Origin of the sequence: Variovorax sp. WS11 (assembly GCF_010499245.1) — a bacterium.
Classification (GTDB): Bacteria; Pseudomonadota; Gammaproteobacteria; order Burkholderiales; family Burkholderiaceae_C; genus Variovorax.
This window is the reverse complement of record NZ_JAAGOW010000001.1, coordinates 450,105-471,080: the sequence shown is the minus strand read 5'-3', so window position 1 is coordinate 471,080 and position 20,976 is coordinate 450,105. Positions and strand designations below refer to the sequence as shown.

24 protein-coding genes are annotated in these 20,976 nt (G+C 67.7%); 9 read left to right on the top strand and 15 right to left on the bottom strand.

What is annotated here, in order from left to right; genetic code table 11:
- The first annotated feature begins 51 nt into the window (after positions 1 to 51).
- Positions 52 to 954: an SDR family oxidoreductase gene (locus GXN78_RS02530; RefSeq protein ID WP_106553876.1), complete on the top strand. Its 903-nt coding sequence runs from the start codon at positions 52 to 54 to the stop codon at positions 952 to 954.
- Between the two features lie 36 nt (positions 955 to 990).
- On the opposite strand, the gene GXN78_RS02525 is transcribed toward GXN78_RS02530, so the two are convergent.
- On the bottom strand, positions 991 to 1,380 hold the full coding sequence (locus tag GXN78_RS02525) for a DUF488 family protein (RefSeq protein WP_106553877.1): 390 nt from the start codon (positions 1,378 to 1,380) through the stop codon (positions 991 to 993).
- Between the two features lie 113 nt (positions 1,381 to 1,493).
- Between GXN78_RS02525 and GXN78_RS02520 the strand changes: the two genes are divergently transcribed.
- Positions 1,494 to 2,318, top strand: coding sequence for a crotonase/enoyl-CoA hydratase family protein (locus GXN78_RS02520; RefSeq protein ID WP_106553878.1), 825 nt, complete (start codon positions 1,494 to 1,496; stop codon positions 2,316 to 2,318).
- A gap of 49 nt (positions 2,319 to 2,367) precedes the next feature.
- Complete coding sequence (locus GXN78_RS02515) at positions 2,368 to 2,616, top strand: hypothetical protein (RefSeq protein ID WP_146162940.1); 249 nt, start codon at positions 2,368 to 2,370, stop codon at positions 2,614 to 2,616.
- Here GXN78_RS02515 and GXN78_RS02510 read toward each other — a convergent pair.
- The 4 genes from GXN78_RS02510 to GXN78_RS02495 all read right to left on the bottom strand — a co-directional run bounded on the left by GXN78_RS02510 (position 2,611) and on the right by GXN78_RS02495 (position 6,341).
- Entirely contained in the window at positions 2,611 to 3,888 is a 1,278-nt protein-coding gene (locus GXN78_RS02510) for an MgtC/SapB family protein (RefSeq protein WP_106553880.1), read from the bottom strand. The two genes, GXN78_RS02515 and GXN78_RS02510, sit on opposite strands and share 6 nt — an antisense overlap.
- Positions 3,889 to 4,434 (bottom strand): YetF domain-containing protein, encoded by a 546-nt coding sequence (locus tag GXN78_RS02505; protein ID WP_106553881.1) that lies wholly within the window; start codon positions 4,432 to 4,434, stop codon positions 3,889 to 3,891. It abuts the gene before it with no gap.
- 81 nt (positions 4,435 to 4,515) lie between these two features.
- A complete protein-coding gene (locus GXN78_RS02500) occupies positions 4,516 to 5,061 on the bottom strand; it encodes a flavin reductase family protein (protein ID WP_106553882.1) in 546 nt (181 codons plus the stop codon).
- Between the two features lie 14 nt (positions 5,062 to 5,075).
- Positions 5,076 to 6,341 carry an acyl-CoA dehydrogenase family protein gene (locus GXN78_RS02495; protein ID WP_106553883.1) on the bottom strand — a complete coding sequence of 422 codons (1,266 nt, stop codon included), beginning with the start codon at positions 6,339 to 6,341 and terminating at the stop codon, positions 5,076 to 5,078.
- A gap of 124 nt (positions 6,342 to 6,465) precedes the next feature.
- Between GXN78_RS02495 and GXN78_RS02490 the strand changes: the two genes are divergently transcribed.
- Together GXN78_RS02490 and GXN78_RS02485 are read left to right on the top strand one after the other, a co-directional pair.
- Positions 6,466 to 7,002, top strand: coding sequence for a MarR family transcriptional regulator (locus tag GXN78_RS02490; RefSeq protein ID WP_106553884.1), 537 nt, complete (start codon positions 6,466 to 6,468; stop codon positions 7,000 to 7,002).
- Positions 7,003 to 7,059: 57 nt separating this feature from the next.
- Positions 7,060 to 8,046, top strand: a complete 987-nt coding sequence (locus GXN78_RS02485) for a LysR family transcriptional regulator (RefSeq protein ID WP_106553885.1) — start codon at positions 7,060 to 7,062, stop codon at positions 8,044 to 8,046.
- Here GXN78_RS02485 and GXN78_RS02480 read toward each other — a convergent pair.
- The gene (locus GXN78_RS02480; RefSeq protein WP_106554137.1) at positions 8,027 to 9,010 is read right to left on the bottom strand and encodes an amidohydrolase family protein; all 984 of its coding nucleotides are present in this window, start codon (positions 9,008 to 9,010) and stop codon (positions 8,027 to 8,029) included. The genes GXN78_RS02485 and GXN78_RS02480 overlap by 20 nt on opposite strands.
- A gap of 274 nt (positions 9,011 to 9,284) precedes the next feature.
- Here GXN78_RS02480 and GXN78_RS02475 point away from each other — a divergent pair, with 274 nt between their 5' ends.
- The gene (locus GXN78_RS02475; RefSeq protein ID WP_106553886.1) at positions 9,285 to 10,661 is read left to right on the top strand and encodes an MFS transporter; all 1,377 of its coding nucleotides are present in this window, start codon (positions 9,285 to 9,287) and stop codon (positions 10,659 to 10,661) included.
- A gap of 85 nt (positions 10,662 to 10,746) precedes the next feature.
- Positions 10,747 to 11,484 carry a response regulator gene (locus GXN78_RS02470; protein ID WP_106553887.1) on the top strand — a complete coding sequence of 246 codons (738 nt, stop codon included), beginning with the start codon at positions 10,747 to 10,749 and terminating at the stop codon, positions 11,482 to 11,484.
- A 10-nt stretch (positions 11,485 to 11,494) separates the two neighbouring features.
- On the opposite strand, the gene GXN78_RS02465 is transcribed toward GXN78_RS02470, so the two are convergent.
- Positions 11,495 to 11,824 (bottom strand): response regulator, encoded by a 330-nt coding sequence (locus GXN78_RS02465; RefSeq protein WP_164255344.1) that lies wholly within the window; start codon positions 11,822 to 11,824, stop codon positions 11,495 to 11,497.
- A gap of 296 nt (positions 11,825 to 12,120) precedes the next feature.
- On the opposite strand from GXN78_RS02465, the gene GXN78_RS02460 reads away from it, so the two are divergent.
- Both GXN78_RS02460 and GXN78_RS02455 read left to right on the top strand, forming a co-directional pair.
- Positions 12,121 to 12,330, top strand: a complete 210-nt coding sequence (locus tag GXN78_RS02460) for a hypothetical protein (RefSeq protein ID WP_106553889.1) — start codon at positions 12,121 to 12,123, stop codon at positions 12,328 to 12,330.
- A gap of 94 nt (positions 12,331 to 12,424) precedes the next feature.
- The gene (locus tag GXN78_RS02455) at positions 12,425 to 13,438 is read left to right on the top strand and encodes a LysR family transcriptional regulator (protein ID WP_106553890.1); all 1,014 of its coding nucleotides are present in this window, start codon (positions 12,425 to 12,427) and stop codon (positions 13,436 to 13,438) included.
- A gap of 30 nt (positions 13,439 to 13,468) precedes the next feature.
- Here the strand turns inward: GXN78_RS02455 and GXN78_RS02450 are convergent, their stop codons facing one another.
- The 8 genes from GXN78_RS02450 to GXN78_RS02415 all read right to left on the bottom strand — a co-directional run bounded on the left by GXN78_RS02450 (position 13,469) and on the right by GXN78_RS02415 (position 20,946).
- On the bottom strand, positions 13,469 to 13,948 hold the full coding sequence (locus tag GXN78_RS02450) for a carboxymuconolactone decarboxylase family protein (RefSeq protein WP_106553891.1): 480 nt from the start codon (positions 13,946 to 13,948) through the stop codon (positions 13,469 to 13,471).
- 159 nt (positions 13,949 to 14,107) lie between these two features.
- Positions 14,108 to 14,998, bottom strand: coding sequence for a tryptophan 2,3-dioxygenase family protein (locus GXN78_RS02445; RefSeq protein WP_106553892.1), 891 nt, complete (start codon positions 14,996 to 14,998; stop codon positions 14,108 to 14,110).
- 29 nt (positions 14,999 to 15,027) lie between these two features.
- Positions 15,028 to 16,077, bottom strand: coding sequence for a glutathione S-transferase family protein (locus GXN78_RS02440; protein ID WP_106553893.1), 1,050 nt, complete (start codon positions 16,075 to 16,077; stop codon positions 15,028 to 15,030).
- 234 nt (positions 16,078 to 16,311) lie between these two features.
- Positions 16,312 to 17,175 (bottom strand): hypothetical protein, encoded by an 864-nt coding sequence (locus GXN78_RS02435; protein WP_106553894.1) that lies wholly within the window; start codon positions 17,173 to 17,175, stop codon positions 16,312 to 16,314.
- 28 nt (positions 17,176 to 17,203) lie between these two features.
- Positions 17,204 to 17,809: a peroxiredoxin-like family protein gene (locus tag GXN78_RS02430; RefSeq protein ID WP_106553895.1), complete on the bottom strand. Its 606-nt coding sequence runs from the start codon at positions 17,807 to 17,809 to the stop codon at positions 17,204 to 17,206.
- A 13-nt stretch (positions 17,810 to 17,822) separates the two neighbouring features.
- Positions 17,823 to 18,257 carry a cupin domain-containing protein gene (locus GXN78_RS02425; RefSeq protein ID WP_106553896.1) on the bottom strand — a complete coding sequence of 145 codons (435 nt, stop codon included), beginning with the start codon at positions 18,255 to 18,257 and terminating at the stop codon, positions 17,823 to 17,825.
- A 209-nt stretch (positions 18,258 to 18,466) separates the two neighbouring features.
- The gene (locus tag GXN78_RS02420) at positions 18,467 to 19,840 is read right to left on the bottom strand and encodes an amidase (RefSeq protein ID WP_106553897.1); all 1,374 of its coding nucleotides are present in this window, start codon (positions 19,838 to 19,840) and stop codon (positions 18,467 to 18,469) included.
- Positions 19,834 to 20,946 (bottom strand): iron-containing alcohol dehydrogenase, encoded by a 1,113-nt coding sequence (locus tag GXN78_RS02415; protein ID WP_106553898.1) that lies wholly within the window; start codon positions 20,944 to 20,946, stop codon positions 19,834 to 19,836. Before GXN78_RS02415 ends, GXN78_RS02420 begins: the two co-directional genes overlap by 7 nt.
- Positions 20,947 to 20,976 lie beyond the last annotated feature (30 nt).

Below are 20,976 nucleotides of genomic sequence, written 5' to 3'. Positions count from 1 at the left end.
CAAGCTCATCCACTAGGTGGACCGTAACAGCCAATTTGGAAGGAGACCCACATGTACCAGAGCGATCTCATGGCCGGCCGGCGCATCCTCGTCACCGGCGGCGGCACCGGGCTCGGCAAGGCGATGGCCGAGCGCTTCCTCGGCCTGGGCGCGGACGTCGCGATCTGCGGCCGGCGCCAGTCGGTGGTCGAGGAGACGGCGGCGCAATGGCGCACGCAGTTCCCCGGCCGCAAGGTCGATGCCTTCGGGGTCGACATTCGCAACGCGCAGAGCGTGGAGGAGATGGTGGAGGCGCTCTGGCAGAGCGGCGGGCTGACCGGCCTGGTCAACAACGCCGCCGGCAACTTCGTTGCGCCGACCGAGAGCCTGTCCTCGCGCGCCTTCGATGCCGTCGCCAACATCGTCTTCCACGGCAGCTTCTACGTCACCCAGGCGGTGGGCAAGCGCTGGGTCGGGGAGGCGAGGGCGGGGCAGTGGAAGGCGGGTGATCCGTACCGCAGCGTGATGAGCATCATCGTGACCTGGGTCGACAACGGAGGGCCTTACGTGGTGCCCTCGGCCATGAGCAAGGCGGGCGTGGAGGTAATGACCAAGTCGCTGGCCACCGAATGGGCGCGCTACGGGATTCGCCTCAACGCGGTCGGGCCGGGCGAGATCCCGACCGAGGGCATGAGCAAGCGCCTCAACCCCGGCGAGGAGCCCGGCGCTCGCAGCAAGCTGCGCAACCCGATGGCCCGCACCGGCCAGATGAGCGAGCTGCAGAACCTGGCCGCCTTCCTGATGGCGCCCGGCCAGTGCGACTGGCTCACCGGCCAGAGCATCATGATGGACGGCGGCCACGCGCTGGCCACCGGCGGCAACTTCTACGAGCTGCGCGAGTGGAGCGACGCGCAGTGGCAGGAAGCGCGCGAGCGCATCGAGGCGCAGAACCAGAAGGACAAGGCGCAAAGATAAGGCCCCCAGGCGTTCACCCCACGGAGGCTCGGGCGCCTAGTCCACGATCTTCGCCCCCCGCGCCTTCAGCAGCTCGCGCAGGAAGGACCGGTGGCAATGCGACTCATCCTTGCAGTAGCAGCCGATCGAGAAGGCGCTCTGGTGCGACAGCGCCGCCAGCAGGTCCAGGCTGCGGCTGGCGTCGGGGTCGGCCATCTCGGCCTTGAACTTGCGCCCGAAGGCCGCCCACTGCGCCGGCGTCTCGGCCGCCTGGGCGGTCTTCATGGTCTCGACCGAGGGCGCGAGGTTGGGGTACCAGACGTCGTACCAGTTCTGCGACGCGAATTCGGTCTTGGGCACGCCGCGCGGCGGGCGGCGCACGGTGCCGATGCGCAAGCCTTCGCCGGAGGCGCGCTCGGTGCCGAGACGGACGATGCGAATGGCCATGGCTGTCTCCTCGTGGACGGAATGTACTGTCGATGCACTGTTGTTTGGGCGACAGGCGCGATCATCGCCGAGCCTCGATACTCGCCCGCATCGAAGAAACCGAAAGACATGCCATGAACGACCGCATCGAATCGATCCGCCACGCCGACGGCGTGGTCGAGCTGCAGCTGGCGCGCGCCGACAAGATGAACGCGCTGGACCCGGCGATGTTCGACGCGCTGATCGATGCCGGCGAGCAGCTGCGCGACGACGCTCGCGTGCGCGCGGTGGTGCTCGCAGGCCGCGGCAAGGCCTTCTGCGCGGGGCTGGACATGCAGTCCTTCCAGCGCATGGAGCAGGGTGCCGGCAGCGGGGTCATCGGCCGGCACGCTGCGGCCGACCTGCTCGTGCGCACCCACGGCATCGCCAACGCGGCGCAGCAGGTGGCCATGGTCTGGCGCGAGGTGCCGGTGCCGGTGATCGCCGCGGTGCATGGCGTCGCCTTCGGCGGCGGCCTGCAGGTGGCCCTGGGCGCCGACATCCGGCTGGTCGCAGCCGACACCAAGCTGTCGGTGATGGAGATCAAGTGGGGCCTGGTGCCCGACATGGGCGGCCTGGTGCTGATGCGCGAGCTGGCGCGGACCGACGTCGTGCGCGAGCTCACGTTCACCGGCCGCATCTTCTCGGGCGAGGAGGCCGTGGCGCTGGGCTTCGCGACGCGCGTGTCGGCCGACCCGCTGGCCGATGCCCTGCAAATGGCGCACGAGATCGCACAAAAGAGCCCCGACGCCATCCGCGCTGGCAAGCGGCTGCTGAACGCCGCGATGGCGCACAGCGCGGCCGATCTGCTGCTGGCCGAGTCGGTGGAGCAGAAGGCGCTGATCGGCAGCGCCAACCAGACCGAGGCCGTGCGCGCGAACATCGAGCGGCGCGCGCCGCGCTTCGAGCCGCAGCCCTAGCCGAGTCGGGCTGGGCAGTCGTCCAAACCGGACCCGGCATACTCGCGGGGTGCCCATCTCATTGCTTCACCGCCTGGCAGAGCATGATCTGCCCATCGCCGTCAACGACGGCGCAGACGTCGACGCCTTGCGCGTGCTGAGCCTCGCCGGCCACGTGCGGGCGACGATCCCCAAACCCGTGCGGACCATCGACGGCTATGGCCAGCCGCCGGCCACCGTCATCGCCATCACCTCGCTGGGGCGCAGCATGATGAAGCGATTTCCGAGAGACCTGATGGCTTCTTCGGCCAGGTTATGAGCCGAACCGGCCCGCGCCGAGCAGCAGCGCGACCGTCCACGCCAGCGCCAGGCTGAGGAGCAGCGCCCCGCCCACGCGCAGCGCATAGCCCGGCCCTCCGGCGATGACGGCCACCGTACAGCGGGTCAGCGTGTTGGCGCTGACCGCGATCAAGGCGCCGCGCACGAAATGCTCCGCCGTCAGCTTGCCCGCCGCATGCAGCGAGGCCATGGAAGCGATGGGCGAGTGGGCGTCGGCCAGGGCCGCCAGCGCGACGCTGATCTGCAGCCCGGCATCGCCGAAGCGGCTTTGGGCATTGCTCACCAGCAGCGCCACGATCGCCAGGGCCGAGGCCACCGCCAGCGCCTCGCGCGGGCGCAGTGCGCTGCGCGTGCTGGAAGGCGGATCGATCGGGGTCTTCCCCTTGCGCGACAGCAGCGGCAGCAAGCCGACAGCCGCCGCCCCGACGGCACCGGCCAGCGCTGCCGGCAACAGCGCGACCGCCGCGGCCGGCGAGAGCGCCGCGCTCATCACCAGTGCCTGCACCCAGGTGGCGACGCCCGACAGCGCCGCGCCGCCCGCCAGCACGCCCGCCTGCGCCGGCTGCGCCCTGGCCTTGCTGCCGAAGGAGGCCACCGTCGCCGTGCTGGAGATGAAGCCCGAGACGAAGCCGGAGCCCAGCATGCCGGCGCGTGCGCCCAGCCAGCGCACCGCCATGTGGCCCGCGGCCTGGATGGCGAGGATCAGCACCACCATCGCCGCCAGCGGCCGTGGGTCGATACCGCCGAGCAGCGCGATGGGGCCGGACGGGATCAGCGGCAGCACGATCAGCGCGAGGGCGGCGAGCAGCAGGCCGTCGTGCAGTTCCTGCTCGCTCAGCAGCTGGGTCGCAAGGCGGTGCAGCCGGCGGCGCGCGGCCAGCAGCAGGGCCAGGCCGGCCCCGCAGGCAGCGCCGAGCGCGGGCGCCAGCACCGACAGTACGCCGATCAGGAAGGTGGCAAACAGCGCGAACTCGGTCGTGAGGCCGGGGTCCTCCGAACTGCTCTTCCAGTAGGAGAGCGCGGCCAGCAGCCCGGCGACGCCCGCGCCGAGCGCCACCAGGCCGGGCACGGGCAGCACCTGCGCCAGCGCGCCGGTCACCGCCGCGATGGCGAAGGTGCGCAGGCCGGCGGCGGCCCGATCCTCGCCTTCGCCCTTGCGGCGTTCGCGCTCGATGCCGATCAGCAGGCCGACGCCCAGCGCCACGGCCAGGCCGACGGCGGCGTCCTGGAGGTCGATCGTGCTCGTGCTCATTCAGCGAGTGTCGCCGGGCCGGGAACTCCTGTGTGGCGGCGGCCTGGCAGCGTCACCGTCGCGCCGCGCATACCGAATCACGCTGAGCTGGCCGTCGCTCTCGAGCCGCGCCACGCGGACGTCGGCCATGTGCTCCACGCCCTGTTCGCGCAGCTTGCCGGCCAGCTCGTCGAGCGTGATCATCTCGCGCCGCAGCACCCGATGCACCGGCTTGCCATGCTTCACCACGACTTCGGCCGGCGGCTCCAGCAGCCGCGAGACGAGTTCGAAGCGATAGCTCAGCCAGTCGAGAAGGAAGTTCCAGCCAATGAGGGTCGCCAGCAGCACCAGGCCGTCGCCGATGGTCTTGTACTCGCCCTGCATCGCATTGCTGGCCGCGTCGGCCACCAGCACCACGAAGAGCAGGTCGGCCACGCCCATCGTTCCGACGTCCCGTCGCAGCAGAAAACGGAAGACAACGAGCAGGAACCAGTAGATCACCGTGCCCCGCAGGACCATCTGCCAGGGCGGGTAGTCGAGAGAGAAGAGGGCGGCGAGATCGGCCATGGGCCGATCATCCGCGGCGCTCCGGGTTTGTCGGTCGGAGGCCGGCTCGTCGGCACGCAGGCGCGACGCCTACCCTCGGCCTCACCGGGGCTGCGCCAGCGTTGCCGCGAGCTCCCATAACGAACCCATCTGCCCCGAATGAAAGAGCAAGGGCGGCGTCTCGGTCCTCGAGAAGCGGTCCACGCGCCCGAGGATGATCGTGTGGTCGCCCTCCTGGTGGCGCGAGTAGGTCGAGCATTCGAAGGTCGCGACGCTGTCGACGAGCCGGGGGCATTCGTTGGAGCCGGCCTCGAAGGCTTCGGCATAGCGCTCGAACTTGTCCGCGGCGGGCTTTGCGAAATGCCAGGCCAGCTCGCGCTGCCCGGCGTTCAGCACGCTGAGGTTGAACGAGCGCGACGCCAGGAACGCTTCGGCGCTGCGGGTGTCGTCGCGGATGCTCCACAGGATCAGCGGCGGATCCAGCGACACCGAAGCGAAGGAGTTGATCGTCATGCCTTCGCGCTTGCCATCGGGCGTTGTGGTGGTGACGAGGCACACCCCCGTCGGGAAGGCGCCCAGCGCCTGCCGCAGCTGGCGCGCATCCACCGTGTCGGCGGCATCGCCCGTGATCAGAGCCCAGGAGTACATCGCCGGTGCCTCGATCAGTACTGGCCCTTCGGCTCGAGGCCGAGCAGGTACTGCCCCACCATCGAAGAGACCGCGTCCCAGTTCAGGCTGATGTGGCGCGAAATCGCGTTCGCGTCGCGCCACATGCGCTGGATCGGCTGGTCGAGCGCCAGGCCCGCGCCGCCCACGCTGGCGAACACCGCCTCGACCGCATCGCGCGACAGCCGTGCGGCAAACGCATGGTCGCGGCGATTGCGAATGCGCTGCTCGACGCTGATGATCCGGCCCTCGGCCGCCATCTGCTCCACCTGCGCCGTGTCGCGGTAGAGCAGCAGGCGCGCCGCATCGACGCTCGCCGACGCTTCGGCCAGGCGCGACTGCACCGGGAAGAACTCGCTCAGCCGGTTGCCCCCGCCGGCAACGGCGCCGCGGGTGACCCGCGTGCCCGCCAGCTCGATCAGCTCGTCGACCGCGCCCTGTGCCGTCCCGATGATGGGCGACACCAGGCACACGGGGACCGCGGACAGGAAGGGGATGCGGTAGATCGGATTCGTGTTGACCCGGCTGCCGGGCGGGCAGTTCGAGGAAGCCTCCGCGAAGCTCAGCTTGCGGTGCTGCGGAATGAAGGTCGGCTTGTCGATGACGACGGCCTTGGACCCCGTTCCCGACTGGCCGGCCACATGCCAGTTGTCCTCGATCGCCCAGTCCGAGCGCGGAGCGAGCAGAAAGCCCGCGCTGGGCGGCGCGCCCTTTTCCTCCGCGGGGAACTGAACGCCCAGCAAGGCCCACTGGGAGTTGTCGACGTTGGAGGCAAAGAGCCACTTGCCTTGCACAAGGTAGCCGCCGTCGACCTTCTCGGCCATCGTGGCCGGCGCATAGGAGCCGCAGACGATCGCGCTGGGGTCCTTGCGCCACACGTCGTCCTGCGCCTCCTCGGGGAAGGTCCCGACGAGCCACTGGTGGATGGCGCCCAGCGAGCAGCCCCAAGACGAAGACGTGCAGCCGCGCGCGAGCTCGCTCACGACGTCGATGAAGGCAGTGAACCCGTACTCGTAGCCGCCGTAGCGTGCCGGCTGCATCAGCTTGAAGAAGCCCGCGCCATGGAAGGCGCGCGTCGTCTCTTCGGAGACCCGGCGTTCCTGCTCGGTGCGTTGCGCCCGGGCACGAAGCATCGGCACCAATTCGGTTGCGCATGCAACTATTTTTTCGATCGAAGGGGCGTCCTTCACCGGTGACTTCCGGCCTGCGGCGGGCAGGTCGACGTGCTGAAGGCGGGCAAACAGGTTCGCGGCATCGGTCATGGGGTCTCCAAGGGTTGGTCTGGCTCTGGAGTCCAGATTGAAGCGCAATACATTTGCAAATGCAATTAATAAATGCCTAGGGTTTACGCCATATCGGTGACATTGTTCGCTTGTAAGATCGGTCATGGCCAAGCGAAAAACATCCGCGGTGGTGTCCCTGGAGCAGCGCAGGGCACGCGCCGAGGAGTCCCCTGAATCGCCTGCAGTTGCAGACAAAATTGCAAATCACGACCTTGAGCGGGCCATCCCGTACCTGCTTGCACGCGCAGGCACGCGGATGGGGCAGTCCTTCAGCAGGGAGCTCAAGCAGTTCAGCCTCTCGCTCACCGAGTGGCGGGTCTGCGTCGCGCTGCACCACCAGGCGCATCAGCGGCTCTCCGAGCTGGCGCTGCACACATCGACCGAGGCTTCCACGCTGTCGCGCGTGGTCGACGGTCTTCTGCAGCGCGGCGTGCTGGTGCGCGACCGATCGGACGCGGATGCGCGCGCGCTCGCCCTGAGCCTGACCGAGGCGGGGCGCGATCTGACGCTGCGCATCATTCCCCTGGCGCAGTTGTACGAGCGCGTCTCGCTGTCCGGCCTGAGCCCTGCGCAAGCCGAGTCCTTGCGCGACATGCTCCGGATGGTCTACGACAACCTGGCGGTGCTGGACCGCGAGTGAACTCGCGCACCGCCGATCCGCATCGGGTCGGCGAAAGAGAAGAACGGAGACGGCGCGGTGAACATCAACTCCATCGACCTCAATCTATTCCTGGTGTTCCAGGCGATCTACGCCACGCGCAGCGTCACGCTCGCCGGCGACCGCCTCGGCATGACGCAGTCCGCGGTGAGCAACGCCCTCAAGCGCATGCGCGAACGCTTCAACGATGCGCTGTTCGTGCGCTCGGCGGACGGGATGGTCCCCACGCCCGTGGCCGAGCGCCTGGTCGCGCCCATCGAGGAAGGCATCGCCTGCCTGATGCAGGCCGTCGACCAGGGCCGGAGCTTCGAGCCGGAGACGACCAACCGCATCTTCCGCATCGCCGTCAACGACATCGGGCAGCTGGTCATGATGCCCGAGCTGCTCTCGGTCGCACGCGGCATCGCGCCCGGCGTTCGCTTCGAAACGGTGGATGTCTCCGTGGCCGATGCCCGGCAGCGCATGCTCCACGGCCAGATCGACATTGCGCTGGGCAGCTGGGAGCCGATGGGCCCCGCGTTCTACCAGCAGCGGCTGTTCGACGAGACCTTCGTCGTGCTGATGTCCAAGGCGTCCCGCCTGGGTTCCCGCGAGCGCATCGAGTTGGGCGACTACCTCGCGGCGGAACACATCGCGTACCGGCCTCACGGAACGACCGATACGCAGCTTCAGCAGACCTTGAATCGCGCGGGTGCGCTCGATCAGCGCCGGGTGGTCCTCACGGCCGCCCACTCGCTGGGCCTGTCGGCGATCGTCGCCGCGTCGGGCTTGCTGCTGACCGTGCCGGCGCGGCTCGCCAAGGCGATGGTCGCGTCACGCGTGGACCTGCATGCCGTCGATGCGCCCTTCGAGGTCGCGCCCTTCGAGATTCGCCAGCAGTGGCACGAGCGATTCCATCAGGACAGCGGCAATCGCTGGCTGCGGGAGCTGATCTTCGGCCTGTTCCACGAACGATCGCGGCGCACGCCCGAGGCACAGGGCGCAGAAGGCACGCGCCCGGAACCGCTCAGGACCGATCCAGCTTGAACAACGACAGCGCGTTCGTCCGGCCGATCTTGCGCCGGTCGGCCTCGCTGATGCTCGCGTCGTTGAACCAGTCCGATGCATGGTCGACGTTCTCGAAGGGCCAGTCGGTCGAGAAAAGAATCCGGTCCGATCCCACTTCGAGCATCGCGTCGATCAGCGTCTGGGTGCGGAAGTTGCCGGAGGTGGTGAGGTAGAAGTTCTCGTGGAAGTAGTCGCAGAGCTTGCGCTTGGCCGGATAGCCCTTGGGCGCCTGGACCCAGGCATTGCGGTGATCGACGCGCCACATGTTGTAGGGCAGGCCTTCGCCCAGGTGGCCCAGGATGATCTTGAGACCCGGATGGCAATCGAAGAGGCCGCTCGCCATGAGGCGCAGGGCATGGACGGCGGTCTCCTGCGCAAAGGCCCACGTGGGCCCGAGCAGCCACGGGTGGCCTTCGTAGATCTGCGCCCAGCTCGCCAGGGGATTGCGCGGATGCAGGTAGAAGGGCGCGTCGAGCCGCTCCACCGCAGCCCAGAAGGAGGCGTACTGTGGCGCGTCGTAGTAGACGGCGTTGTCGGGCGTGCCGACCTGCGAGAACCCGTTGACCAGCGCACCGCGAAAGCCGAGCTCGGTCATGCAGCGCTCGAGTTCCCGGGTCGCCTGATCGGGGTCTTGCATGGGCAAGGCGGCGAAGGCCTGGAAGCGATCGGGCCGCCTTGCCACCTGCTCGGCCAGGAAGTCGTTGGCGCGGACGGCGAGCTCGCAGGCTTTCTTTGGATCGGGCACCGCCTGGACGGCGGGCGCGTTCAGCGAGAGGATCATCATCTCCATGCCGTGCGCATCCATCTGGCGCAGGCGGCCTTCATGGATGTCGAGGAGGCGGCTGCTCAGCTCCCTCCAGTAGTCGCCGGGCACGAAGCCGGCCGAATCCTGCAACGTCTCGGGAATCGCGAAGTGCTCCTCGAGGCCGATCTTTCCTTGCATGTCCATTTCCTTCGTCTTCATGGCAGCGCCACATCGGCGCTTGCCTCGTCGGTGAATTTACGAAGGCCTGGAGGCACGGTCCAACGAAGATCGGTGATAGCGCGCATTCGAAAAGCGCATGGAGGAGCGGGCCGTCACGGCAGGCGTGGTGGAAGACCCTCCCCAACATTCACAGGCCTCATAGGCCCTATCCGAAAAATGCGTTGGACCCGGCTGGCCAAGCTTCTCATCATCGAAGGCGTTCTTCCCCCATTCGACCGGAGACAAGAGAGCCATGCGCCAAATCGACCTTCACAAGCTGGCCGACGATGCCCGCTTCAACCGCTTTCACGGGCTCGTGCTCTTCTGGTGCGCACTGATCATCGTGTTCGACGGCTACGACCTGTCGGTGGTGGGCATCGCGCTGCCGTCGATCATGAAGAACATGGGCGTCGATGCGACCCATGCGGGCTTCATGGTGAGCTCGGCGCTGTTCGGCATGATGTTCGGCGCCATCTTCCTGGGCACCATCGCCGACCGGATCGGCCGCCGCTGGGCCATCGTCATCTGCGTGGCGCTGTTCAGCATCTTCACGGCCGCCGCCGGCCTGGCCAAGGATCCCGTGACCTTCGGCGCGATGCGCTTCCTCGCCGGGCTCGGCATCGGCGGCGTGATGCCGAACGTGGTCGCGCACATGACCGAGTACTCGCCCAGGAAGATCCGCGCCACGCTCGTGACGCTGATGTTCAGCGGCTATGCCGTCGGGGGCATCATCGCGGCGATCCTGGGCAAGAGCCTCATCGAGGCCTACGGCTGGCAATCGGTCTTCTTCGCGGCGGGCCTGCCGGTGCTCCTGATTCCGGTCATCCTGAAGTCGCTTCCGGAGTCGATGCCCTTCCTGCTGGCCAAGGGCCGAACCGAAGCGCTGAAGACGATCGCCGCGAAGCTCGACCCGAGCTACAAGCCGCTCGCGAGCGACCGCTTCGCGGTGCCTGCCGAAGACAAGGCCGACAGCGCACCCATCAAGCATCTCTTCAGCGAAGGCCGGGGCTTCAGCACGGTCATGTTCTGGATCGCGTTCTTCATGTGCCTGTTCATGGTGTTCGCGCTGAGTTCCTGGCTGACGAAGCTGATGGCCACCGCCGGCTACAGCCTGGGTTCGGCGCTGACCTTCGTGCTGGTGCTGAACGTGGGCGCCATGGCCGGCGCGATCATCGGCGGCTGGCTCGCCGACAGGTTCCACATCAAGTACGTGCTGGCGGCGATGTATGCCTTGGCCGCCGTCTCGCTGACGCTGCTCGGCTACAAGATGCCGACGCCGGTGCTGTTCGTCCTCGTGGGCCTGGCCGGCGCATCGACGATCGGCACGCAGATCGTGGCCAACGCCTACACCGGGCAGTTCTATCCGATGGCGGTGCGCTCCACCGGTCTCGGATGGGCCCTGGGCGTCGGCCGCAGCGGCGCGATCCTGGCGCCGATCCTGATCGGCACGCTGGTGGGCATGAACCTGCCGCTGCAGCAGAACTTCATTGCGATCGCGATTCCTGCCGTCATCGGCATGGTCGCGGTGCTGTTCGTCAACCATGATCGCTCGGCGTCGGCGCATCCCGCCGAAGCGAGCGCCGAGCGGCCCCAGGCCGCGGCAGGCGTCTCCGTGGCGCAAGGAGGCTGACCAGCGGTATCGTGACAGGCCCGATGCCGGCAATTAAACTGCCGATCCGGCCTCTGGGCCAGCGCCTGACGACGAAGGAAAGCGTATGGAACTGCCCACGCCCGGAGCGGCACCGCATGTGCTCGTGGTCGACGACGATCCGTCGATACGCCAGATGCTGGTCGACTTTCTCGGCGACTACGACTACAAGGTCAGCGCGGTTGCCACCAGCGCTGAAATGACGGAAGTCCTGACCCGCACCGCGATCGACTTGCTGGTCCTCGACGTCCGCCTGCCGGACGAGGACGGCATCCAGATCGCGCGGCGGCTGCGCGAGCAGTCCGACCTGGCCATCATCGTGATCACCGGAAGGCGCGACGAGGCCGACCGCGTGATGGCGCTCGAACTCGGCGCCGACGACTACCTGACCAAACCCTTCTCGCCGCGCGAGCTGCTGGCCCGCGTTCGTGCCTTGCTGCGCCGCACGAAGATGCATGCGGACGGGGCCAGGCGCGAGGCCGGTACCCGCGCCTACCGCTTTGCCGGCTGGGAGCTCAACGTGGGCTTGCGCAGGCTGTCCTCGCCGCAAGGGGACGTGGTGAGCTTGTCCAACGGCGAGTACAACCTGCTCACGGCCTTTCTGGGTGCGCCGCAGCGCGTGCTGACGCGCGCCCAGCTGCTCGAGCTCTCGCGCCTTCACGACGACGAGGTCTATGACCGTTCCATCGACGTGCAGGTCGGCCGGCTGCGCCGCAAGCTGGAGCCGGAGGGCCAGCCTCCCATGATCCGCACCGAACGCGGCGCCGGCTACACCTTCCTGCCGAAGGTCGAGATCCTGCGTTAGGGCGAGCCACTCAGCGGCCGTCCAGGCACTGGCCGACCGCCGCGAGAAGTTCCGCGCAGGTAAAGGGCTTCGGCAGCACCTTGGCGACGCCGAGCCGCCGCGCCGCGCCCTCCGAGGCCGCGGGGGCACGCCTGAAGCGGCCCGAGGTGGCGAGGATGGGGGCGCCGTAGCGGCCATGGAGCTCCCGCAACGCAGCACCGGCCTGCGCCGGGTTCGGGACATCCGCGATCACCAGCGCGACGCCGTTCGTCCGCGAATCGTTCGCCGCGACCGAGTAGCCCGCCTCGGTCAGCCAGCGCACGAGCAACTCGCGGATGAGGTCATCCGTTTCGATGATCAAGAGCAGCCTGCTGCTCGAAGTGCTGTCCGTGGTCATGGCTGGAAGGCCGGCCGCCGCGCTTTCGTCAGATTGAGCCCGAGACCATTGCATCCCGGGCGGCGCACGGCAATGTGTCAGTGCCGCCACGCTGTGTGTCAACGGACACGAATGCGCGCGCCACGGCAGGGCGGCCGGCCGCTGCCCCGGGGGCGCGCGCCATGCAGTCATGACACCTGACAAGCGCGGTCGCCATCCCGACATCGTGTGGCTACATCCGGGGCAGACACTGAAGTCTCATCGAGCTGCAGGAGCAGAACATGGAAGCCATCATGAGTATCCGGGGCGCGCATTACGAGTTGCACTTCCAGTCTCTGCACAGGCAGGGCCGCGGATGGGCTTTCCCTTGCAATGCGCAAGGCGAGGTCGATCTCGACCGCCTCAGCGAACGGGCGCGCAACAACTACTTCTTCGCCCGTGCGCTGATGGGGCGCGAGTACGCGTTTCCGCGCGTCGAGCTCATCGCGTGATCCGCGGCACGCCTACCACGATCGCCCGGCGTGGTGCTGCGTCGCACGGCCACGTTCCGGGCGGGACACCTCTTCCCATCAAGGATCTGCTCCCATGACATCTTCTACCGTCGGCTGCTCTGCTTCCGCTCCCCTCGCGCTGCGCGCGGACGGCTTGGCCTCCAGCTTCGCCACGAGCTATGCGGGGGTCGTCGCCTTCATTGCCGTGGTCACGGAAGGCAGCTTCGCCCGGGCCGCCGAGCGCCTGGGTGTCGGCCGCTCCGCGGTGAGCCGCAGCGTTCAGAAGCTCGAGGACCAGTTGAACGTCCGGCTTTTCCTGCGGACCACCCGCAGCACCACCCTGACCCGCGAAGGCGACCTTTTCTATGCCAACTGCCACACGGGCGTGGACCGGATCGTTCGGGCCCTCGAAGAAATCCGGGACCTCCGCCAGGGGCCGCCCCGCGGGCATCTGCGCATCAGTGCGGGGGTCGGCTTCGGCCGGAGGGTGGTGGCGCCGCTGCTCGGCGAGTTCCGCTCTGAATACCCGGAGGTGTCGATCGACCTGCTGCTCGACGACAAGCCCACCGACTTCATCTCGGACGGCGTGGACATCGCGTTTCGCAACGGACGCATGGAAGACGCCCAGATCATCGCGAAGCAGATCATCCCCATGCAGATGCTGGTCTGCGCCTCGCGCCAATACCAGGAAGCCCATGGACTCCCCCAGACGGTGGAAGAGCTGCTCCATCATCAATGCATCAACTACCGCTCTTCGGCGGGCCGGATCTTCGAGTGGGAGTTCAAGGTGGACGGGCAGCTGCGCAGATTCCTGCCGCAAGCCAAGGTCAGCTACAACGACCCCGACCTGGTGCTGCAGGCCGTGCTCGACGGCCACGGCGTGGCCCAGGTGGCCGGCTACCTGGCCTGCGATTCGCTCCGGTCGGGTGCGATCGTTTCCTGCCTCGCGCAGCATGCACCCGAGGACTGCGGCCACTACATCTGCTACCTGAGCCGGCAGCACCTGCCTTCGCGCATGCGCGTCTTCATCGACTTCATGACGACGAAGATCCGCGCGTCCGACCTTCAGTGCCTGACGGACTTCAACGCCGAAGCGGCCCGCGGCTGAAGCCACCGGCCGCCTGACCTTTCGAAGTGCTCAGGCCAGCTGCGCCTTGTCGAGGCCGAAGGCCTTGTCCGACGATCCGGGCACCATCTGGAAGGCGATGTTCACGCGGTTCCATGCATTGATGCTCATCACGACGAAGGTCAGGTCCGTCAGCTCCTTCTCGGACAGCTGCGTGCGCACGCGGTCGTAGATGTCGTCGGGCACGCCTTGCTCGGGCAGCTTGGTGAGGATCTCGGTCCATGCCAGCGCGGCGCGCTCGCGCGGGCTGAACAGGGTCGACTCGCGCCAGGCGGCGATATGGTGCAGGCGCAGTTCGCGCTCGCCGTTGATCCTGGCCTGCTTGACGTGCATGTCGACGCAGAAGGCGCAGCCGTTGAGCTGCGATGCGCGCAGCGCGATGAGCTCCTGGATCGCGGGCTCGATGGTGCCGTCGTGCACGGCCTGGCTGAACCCGACGAACCTCTTGAAGAGCTCGGGCGACTGCTGCATGTAGTTGAGACGTGGCTTCATGGTGATGACTCCTGGATGGTTCCGGTGACCGGCCTCAGAGCGGCCGAGGGACTCGCTGGCGAAGATCGCGATAGCGGATCCATCGTAGGTTTCGGCCCTCCGCGCCGGTAGCCCTCTGGAAGGCGCCGCCGTGTTGCGCGTCGCGCACCATTCGATGCGTCAGCGCTTGTGCATGTGCGGGCAAACCGCCGGCTGCGAAGGTGACGCCGGATTGCCGATGAAGGTGCGGGCCGACCAGAGTTCGGGAAACGGAATCTCGTCCATCGTGGGCAGCAGCCACGCGACGCCTTCGGTGCCGAAGTACGCCGGCCTGGCGCCGAAGGTCCGGCGCGTGGCCATCAGGTGGCGGTACTTCCAGTGGGCGAATCCTTCCGCGATGTCGGCCAGCGTTTCGCCGAGCTGCTGGAGCTCGATGTTGGCGTCCGGCTCCGCGTAGATGTCGCGCCAGATCTGCTCGATCTCCTTGCTGGGGCTATAGGGCGCGCCGAGGTCGCGCTCGAGCACGGCGCTCGGAACGGCGATGCCGATGCGGCCGAGATAGGCGAGGACGTCGTCATAAAGGCTGGGCTCGGCCAGAGCCTTGCTGAGCTGCGCCCAGCGCTGGGGCTGCGGGACGAAATGCTGCAGATGCTCCGCCTGCTTGATCCCCAGCAGGTAGGCCATGTGCCTGTACGTCCATCCCTGCAGGGCCGTGTCCTTGCCGTGCGTGGCGGCCGCACGCGAAAGAATGGCCAGCAGGTCGTTGGGGGTCATCCATGCGATCGAGCGCCAGATCGCGTCGAGCGGCGCTTGATGGGCAACGACGCGCAGCAAGGTTCGCAAGGCCTGGGGCAGGTCGTTGGCGCGAAGGCAGCGCTGCGCCGTCTGGATCTCCTTGATGATGAGCATCCAGTAGAGCTCCGACACCTGCACGTGAACGATCCAGGCATGCTCGCCGGGATGATCGCTGACCGTGCGTTGCAGCGAGTGCAGCACGTCTGTCTGGATCCACGCGCTGTAGGGGGTCTGCCCGGCTGCCGTGCTCTCGTGGGCCTGAAGGGTTTCGCTCATGTCATGTCTCCTGGTTGTGTGGACGTTCATCACGCGGCAACCCCGGCGGGGCATTCCGAGATGGCATTCATGTAGGTCGAGGGCGGCATCGAGTTCACCGATGCCTGGATCACTTCCTTGCACAGGGAGGGCCGCCTGGCGAGCGCCTCGAAGTAGCGCTGCACATGCGCAAGCGCGCGCCACATCGAGGACAGGCCGAGATAGTTCAGGCGAACGAGGTTGACGCCCCAGAACGCATCGGCGAGCGAGAAGGCGTTCCCGTTCAGGCAGGAGAAGGACTTCGCAGCCAGATCGCGCTCGAGATCTTGCAAGAGCTCGCCCAGCCGATCGCGGGCGGCACGCTGGAACGCCGGGTCATGGCGCAGCTTCCTGCCGGCGCTTTCCTTCACGATTTTGGCGCGATACGCAGCCACCAGCTCGGGCTCGCCGGCGTTGGCGGCGATCAGCTGCTCCAGGGCCATGATCTTGATGTCATAGACCGTCTCCATCGACAGCTTGAGGGGACCGGGCCGAAAGTCGGCATCCGGATGAAAGCCGTACAGCAAGGCGCCGTTCGGTATACGGTCGACGATGTCGACCTGGTGCATCACCTCGCTGCGCGTGTCGGGATCGTCCGGGACCAGCTGGATCGGCTGGAGCGACACGGCGTCGAGATAGCCGCAGATCTGCCGCGAATCCGCGACCACCCGGCCTGTCTCGTAGTCGACCAGCAAGGGCACCACGCAGGGATCGAAGCCTTCGGTCTCGACCGACGTCCGTCCGCTGTAGCCGTTGACGTATTGCCGGCCCGAGTCGCGCGCCGCGATCAGGCGCAGACGAATGTAGGCGGGGCTGTAGTGTTCGGCCGGGATCACGCCGTCGCGCCCCATCGAACCCAGGATGAGCATCTCGCTGGAGCGGTAGGACAGCCTCTTTTCGAACAGCACCGTGCGCACTTTTTGCGAGCACAGCGAGCTCGCTGCGTGGAACAGCTCGAAGCGGGGATTCGCCTGCTCACCCACGAGGGTGATGCGGCTCGGGTCCAGGATGGCAGCGCGGGCGGCGGCGGCCATCTCCATCAGGGGGGCATGATTCGTCATCGGATTCCTCTTCTCGACCTGCCGGGCAGGTCCACATCGATCAGTGAACGGTTGGCGTTCGAATGGGTTGAACGCAGCCCGATGGTGAAACCTTGCCGGTGCTTTGAGAAGACGCCAATGCTTGTACGCACGGTCCGGAAAATCCGAACGATCGCTGCCGCAACAAGGTGTGCGGGCCGCACGCGAAAAAGCCCCGGCGTCATCGACGCCGAGGCAGGGCGGGCAAGCTGGGAATCAGGCGCCGAGCCAGAAGGCCAGGTTGCGGACGTATTGCTTCGTCGAGCGAAGCGCCTCGGGGAACCGGGCAATGCCGTCGCTGGCGGGTTCCGACACGAAAGAGGGAGCGCCGGCAGAAGGGTCCCAGTTGTAGTCGGCGAAGTGATGAAAGGTCGATTGCGCGATCGCCCGTCCGCCCTGCGCGGAGCGTTCGAAGGCGACCGCCAGGTTGAAGCGCCGGCCGGACACCGAGCTCTGCCCCTCCACCACGACCCGCGCGCTCGGATCGTCGAGCGGCGCGCTGACGGCGCCTTCGTGCGGATGCGAGGGCAGGTACTGGATGGCGCCGTCCGCCGCCTCCTGGTCCTGCATCACCGGGTGGACGCTTCCCACGGCCCGGACGCGCTGGTAGTCGCCGTTCGCGCCCGAGTGGTAGTTGGGCCAGGAGATGTTCGCGGCGAACGGGTTGTCGACGCAATGGCGCTCCTCGTCGGGCTCGCAGTTGAGGCTGTGAAAGTGGTGTGCAGCCCCGACCCCGCCCAGGTTGCAGATCGAGCTGCCGAGGTCCATGTGGTCGCGCGTGACCATGAGCGAGCCGCCTCGACGCCGGAAGCGGCCGATGCCCTCGCAATCCTGGGGCGTGAGGCCATCGCCGACGTCGACCGCGAAAAGCCAGAGTTGATCGAACTGCGATTCATGCAGCTTCGACAGTACGGGATCGGGCTCGCCGCGCTTCGTGCGGTTGCGAGCGGTCACCTGGAAAGCGAAGCGGCCATCCCCGTCTCGCAGGCTCAGAAGATAGGCCTTCAGGAGACTGAAGCGCTCGATGTGCCAGTCGTCGTGATCGCCCTCGATCGTGGTTTGCAGCAGCAGGTTCGGCATGGTGCGACAGGGAGGTGGGGTTCGGGAATCACGCTGTTGTGCCGTGCTCGCCGATGTGGGCCTGCTCGAGGACGGCGATGACGCTTTGGGGGTCGATGCGCGCGCGATAGTCCATCTCGACGTGGGCGAAGCGGATGCGTCCCGCTCGGTCGACCACGTAGGTCGCGGGGATCGGCAGCACCCACTGCCCGTTGCCGTTCAGCACCGGGATGTCGGTGCCCGAAGACGCGTACAGGTCGATCAGCTCGGGCGGCAGCGTGAAGGCGATGCCGAAGCCATTGGCGGCATCCAGGCCCGAGTCGCTCAGCACCGTGTAGGCGAGCGCATTGCGTTCGACCGTGTCGAGGGAATGGTCCGGCGTCTGCGGGGATATTGCGACCAGCTCGGCACCCAGCCGCTTCAACGCATCCATGTGCCGTTGCCATTCGTGCAGCTGAAGATTGCAATAGCTGCACCATCCGCCGCGATAGAAGATCACGACGAGCAGTCCGCTGTGCCACAGCGCGGACAGTTTCACCGGCGCGCCGGAGGCGTCGAGCAAAGTGGCATCGGGGGCCATATCGCCTTCGTGCACGGCGCGCTGGCAGACGCCCGTGGCGCGGAGGATGGCGGCGGCTTCGTCGATGGCAGTCATGGGGACGGAACGGTCACTTCACGGGCATGAAGAAATCGACGCCCTTGTTCTTCACCATCACGACGAGGAACTTCGCGGGCTGGGTCTTGCTGGCATTGCGGCCGACCGTGTGAACGTCGTCGGGGCCTTCGTAGAAAGTCTCGCCGGGCTTCAGGGTGACTTCCTTGCCGCCCTTCACGCCCATGACGATCGAGCCCTCGAGCACGTAGACGAAGGCATGCGCATCGTGGCGATGGACGGGGTCGCCGGCGCCCGGCGCGTAGTCCACGGTGATCGCCAGGACTTCCTTGCCGGGAATGTCCGGGGGCAGCTTGGTCATCAGCTGCTTGACGACGATGTCTTGTGCCGCGTTCGGCGTGCCCGCATGTTGCCCGCTCGCGTGTTGCGCGGTCGCGCCCAGCGGGGCGATCAGCAGTGCCGCGACGATGTGTCTTGCAATACTTCTCATGGCTTTCACCTCTTTCGTTTCCGAAAACTCTGGGGATGTGTGCGCCACTCATTTCGCACGACCAGATCCTAGGTTTGCATCGCCCGATGCAGTAGGCATGTGGAAGGGATCACGGCGTTGCCGTTCGCTCACCAATCGAGCGGCGCGGGCCTCCGGCGCTCAGGCTGCCGGCTCAGGTCACCGAGTGGCGGGGACGACGGGATGTCGCGTCAATGCATTCGCCCGATGCGGGGGTGCAGCCGTTGCTCCATCCGGTTGGCCATCCGCAGCAGCGCGGCATCGTCGCCGGGGCGGGCAACGATCTGGAGGCCGGCCGGAAGCGCGCCGGCGCCGCGGGGCAGCGGGATCGAGATGGCCGGGCAGCCCGCGAGGTTGAAGGGCGCCGTGTAGGCCATCAAGGCTTGCCGCACGCTGCCTGTCCAGGCGCCGATCGTCAGCTCCGCCTCGCCGATGGACGGGGCGGCACAGGGCGTGGTGGGCAGCACGATGAAGCGGTGCCTGGCCATGAGGCGGGCCAGGCCCGCGGCGACCTTTCGCCGGGCCTGTTGCGCCAGCGCGTAGTCCTCCATCCGGATCGATTTGGCGCGCGCGAGGCGCTCGACGGTTTCGGCGCCGTAGTGCGCCGCAATCCAGTCCGGGTCGTTCCGCGCGAAATGGACGAACGCGCCTTCGGCCAGCACGATGCGCGCGAAGGCGTCGAAGCTGTCGCTGAAGAGGTCCGCCGTGTCCAGCTCTTCGAGATGGAAGGCCGATGCGAGCGAATCCGCAGCCACCGCAAAGGCGCTTGCGATTTCACACGTGGCGGGCACCGGGCCGATCGCGCAGATGACGCCCACGCGCGCGTCACCGAGATCCTCCGTCGCGCCTGGCCCGGCACCGATGCCCAGCGCATCCGCCAGCACGCGGATGTCGTCGACGCCGGCCCCCAGCAGACCCGGATGGTCGAGGCTGGCAGCCAGCGGAAAGACGCCCTGCGTCGGCAGCGCGCCGTAGCTCGGCTTGAAGCCGGTGACGCCGCAGAGCGCGGCGGGAATGCGTACCGATCCGCCGGTGTCGGTGCCGAGCCCCGCGGCCATCACGCCGTCGGCGATCGCCACGGCCGCGCCGCCGCTCGAGCCGCCGGGGATGCGCTGCGGGTCCTGCGGGTGGAGGGTGTCGCCGAAGGCGGCGCTCGCCGTGGTGACGCCCCAGGCGAACTCGTGCGTGGTCGTCTTGCCGACCACGATCGCGCCCTGTTCCACGAGCGTGCGCACGACGCAGGCATCGGCGGAAGGGATGTGGCCGATGAAGGCGGGCGATCCGTAGCGCGTCTCGATGCGTTGGGTGTCGATGAGGTCCTTGACGCCGATGGGCAGGCCTTCGAGCGGGCGTTGCGTGCCTTCCGCATAGCGGCGATCGCTCGCGGCCGCGGCCGCCATGGCCTGCTCGCGCGCGATGGTGGCGAAGGCATTGAGCCGGCGCTGCGTATCGTCGGCCTTGTCGAGCGTGCGCTGCACGAGCTCGCTCGCCCGGATGCGGCCGCCGGCAAGTTCGGCCAGCGACTGCCGCAGCGACGCGGCGCGCGGTGGCGCGAGGGCTACCACAGGCGCTCCAGCAGCGCATCCAGGCGCGCGGATGCGTCCTCGCCGAGGTCTGAGACTTCTTCCGCGTAGTTGGCCTTGAGCAGCGCGGCGACCTCGGGCAGCTTCGCCCGGTCGAGGTCGAAGGCGCCGATGCGGCTCGGCAGGCCGAGCTTCGCGACCACGGCGGCGATGCGCTCGGCCAGCCGCGCCGCGGCGCCGGGTCCGCCGGGCGACAGGGCTTCGAGCTTGTCGCCGTAGAAGGCGGCGCATGCCTGGATGACCGGCGCGAGCGTGATGCACGAGGTCGCGCTGTGCGGCAGGCCGAAGCTGCCGCCCAGGATGTGGCCGATGCGGTGGCTCAACCCGTAGATGACGGAAGCCGGCGAGAAGTAGCACTGCCAGGCGCCGAGCTGCAGTTGCAACAGGTCGTCGTCGCTGACGAGTCCCGCCTCGATGGCCTGCCGCGTCTCGAGCTTCGCGGGCCATTTCTCGAGCACCCGGAGGAAGCGGTCCACGCCGCTGGCCGCCATGATCGCGTGGGGGTGGCTGGTCCCCACCTTGCGCATGCCCTCGACCGCATGGTCGATGCCCTTGATGGCGGAGGACAGCAGCAGCGCCCGCGGCGTGTCGCGCACCAGCAGCGGGTCGATGAGCACGAGCTTCGGCGTGGTCTCGCGCACGGCGTAGCTGCGCTTGAACTTCTGCGGCCCGTCGGTTTCGGTGATGCCGAAGTAGTGCGAGAACTCCGAGCCCGAAAGCGTCGTCGGCAATGCCACGATGGGCAGGTGCCTGCCGGTGCGGCCGTGGTGCAGGTGAGAGACCGCTTTGGCCGCGTCGAGCACCGAGCCGCCGCCGAGTCCCACGATGGCACGCGCATCCGAGCGCAGGCAGGCCTCGAGCGCCGCATGCACCGCGACGTCGGGCACATGCGCGGGCAGGCCGGTGAAGTAGCCGGCCGCGTCCTTCAGGTGCGGTTCGACATGGGTGCGAGCCAGCGCTTCGAGGGGCTGGACGGTGAAGACGATCGGTCGCTCGATGCCGTAGCTTTCGAGGCGGGGGAGGGCGGTGGCCAGGGTGTTCTCGCCCCAGAACACCGCGTCTTGCGGCAGGCAGTTCAGATGGTTCATGTCAGCGGTCCTGAATCCGGTGGAGTCGGA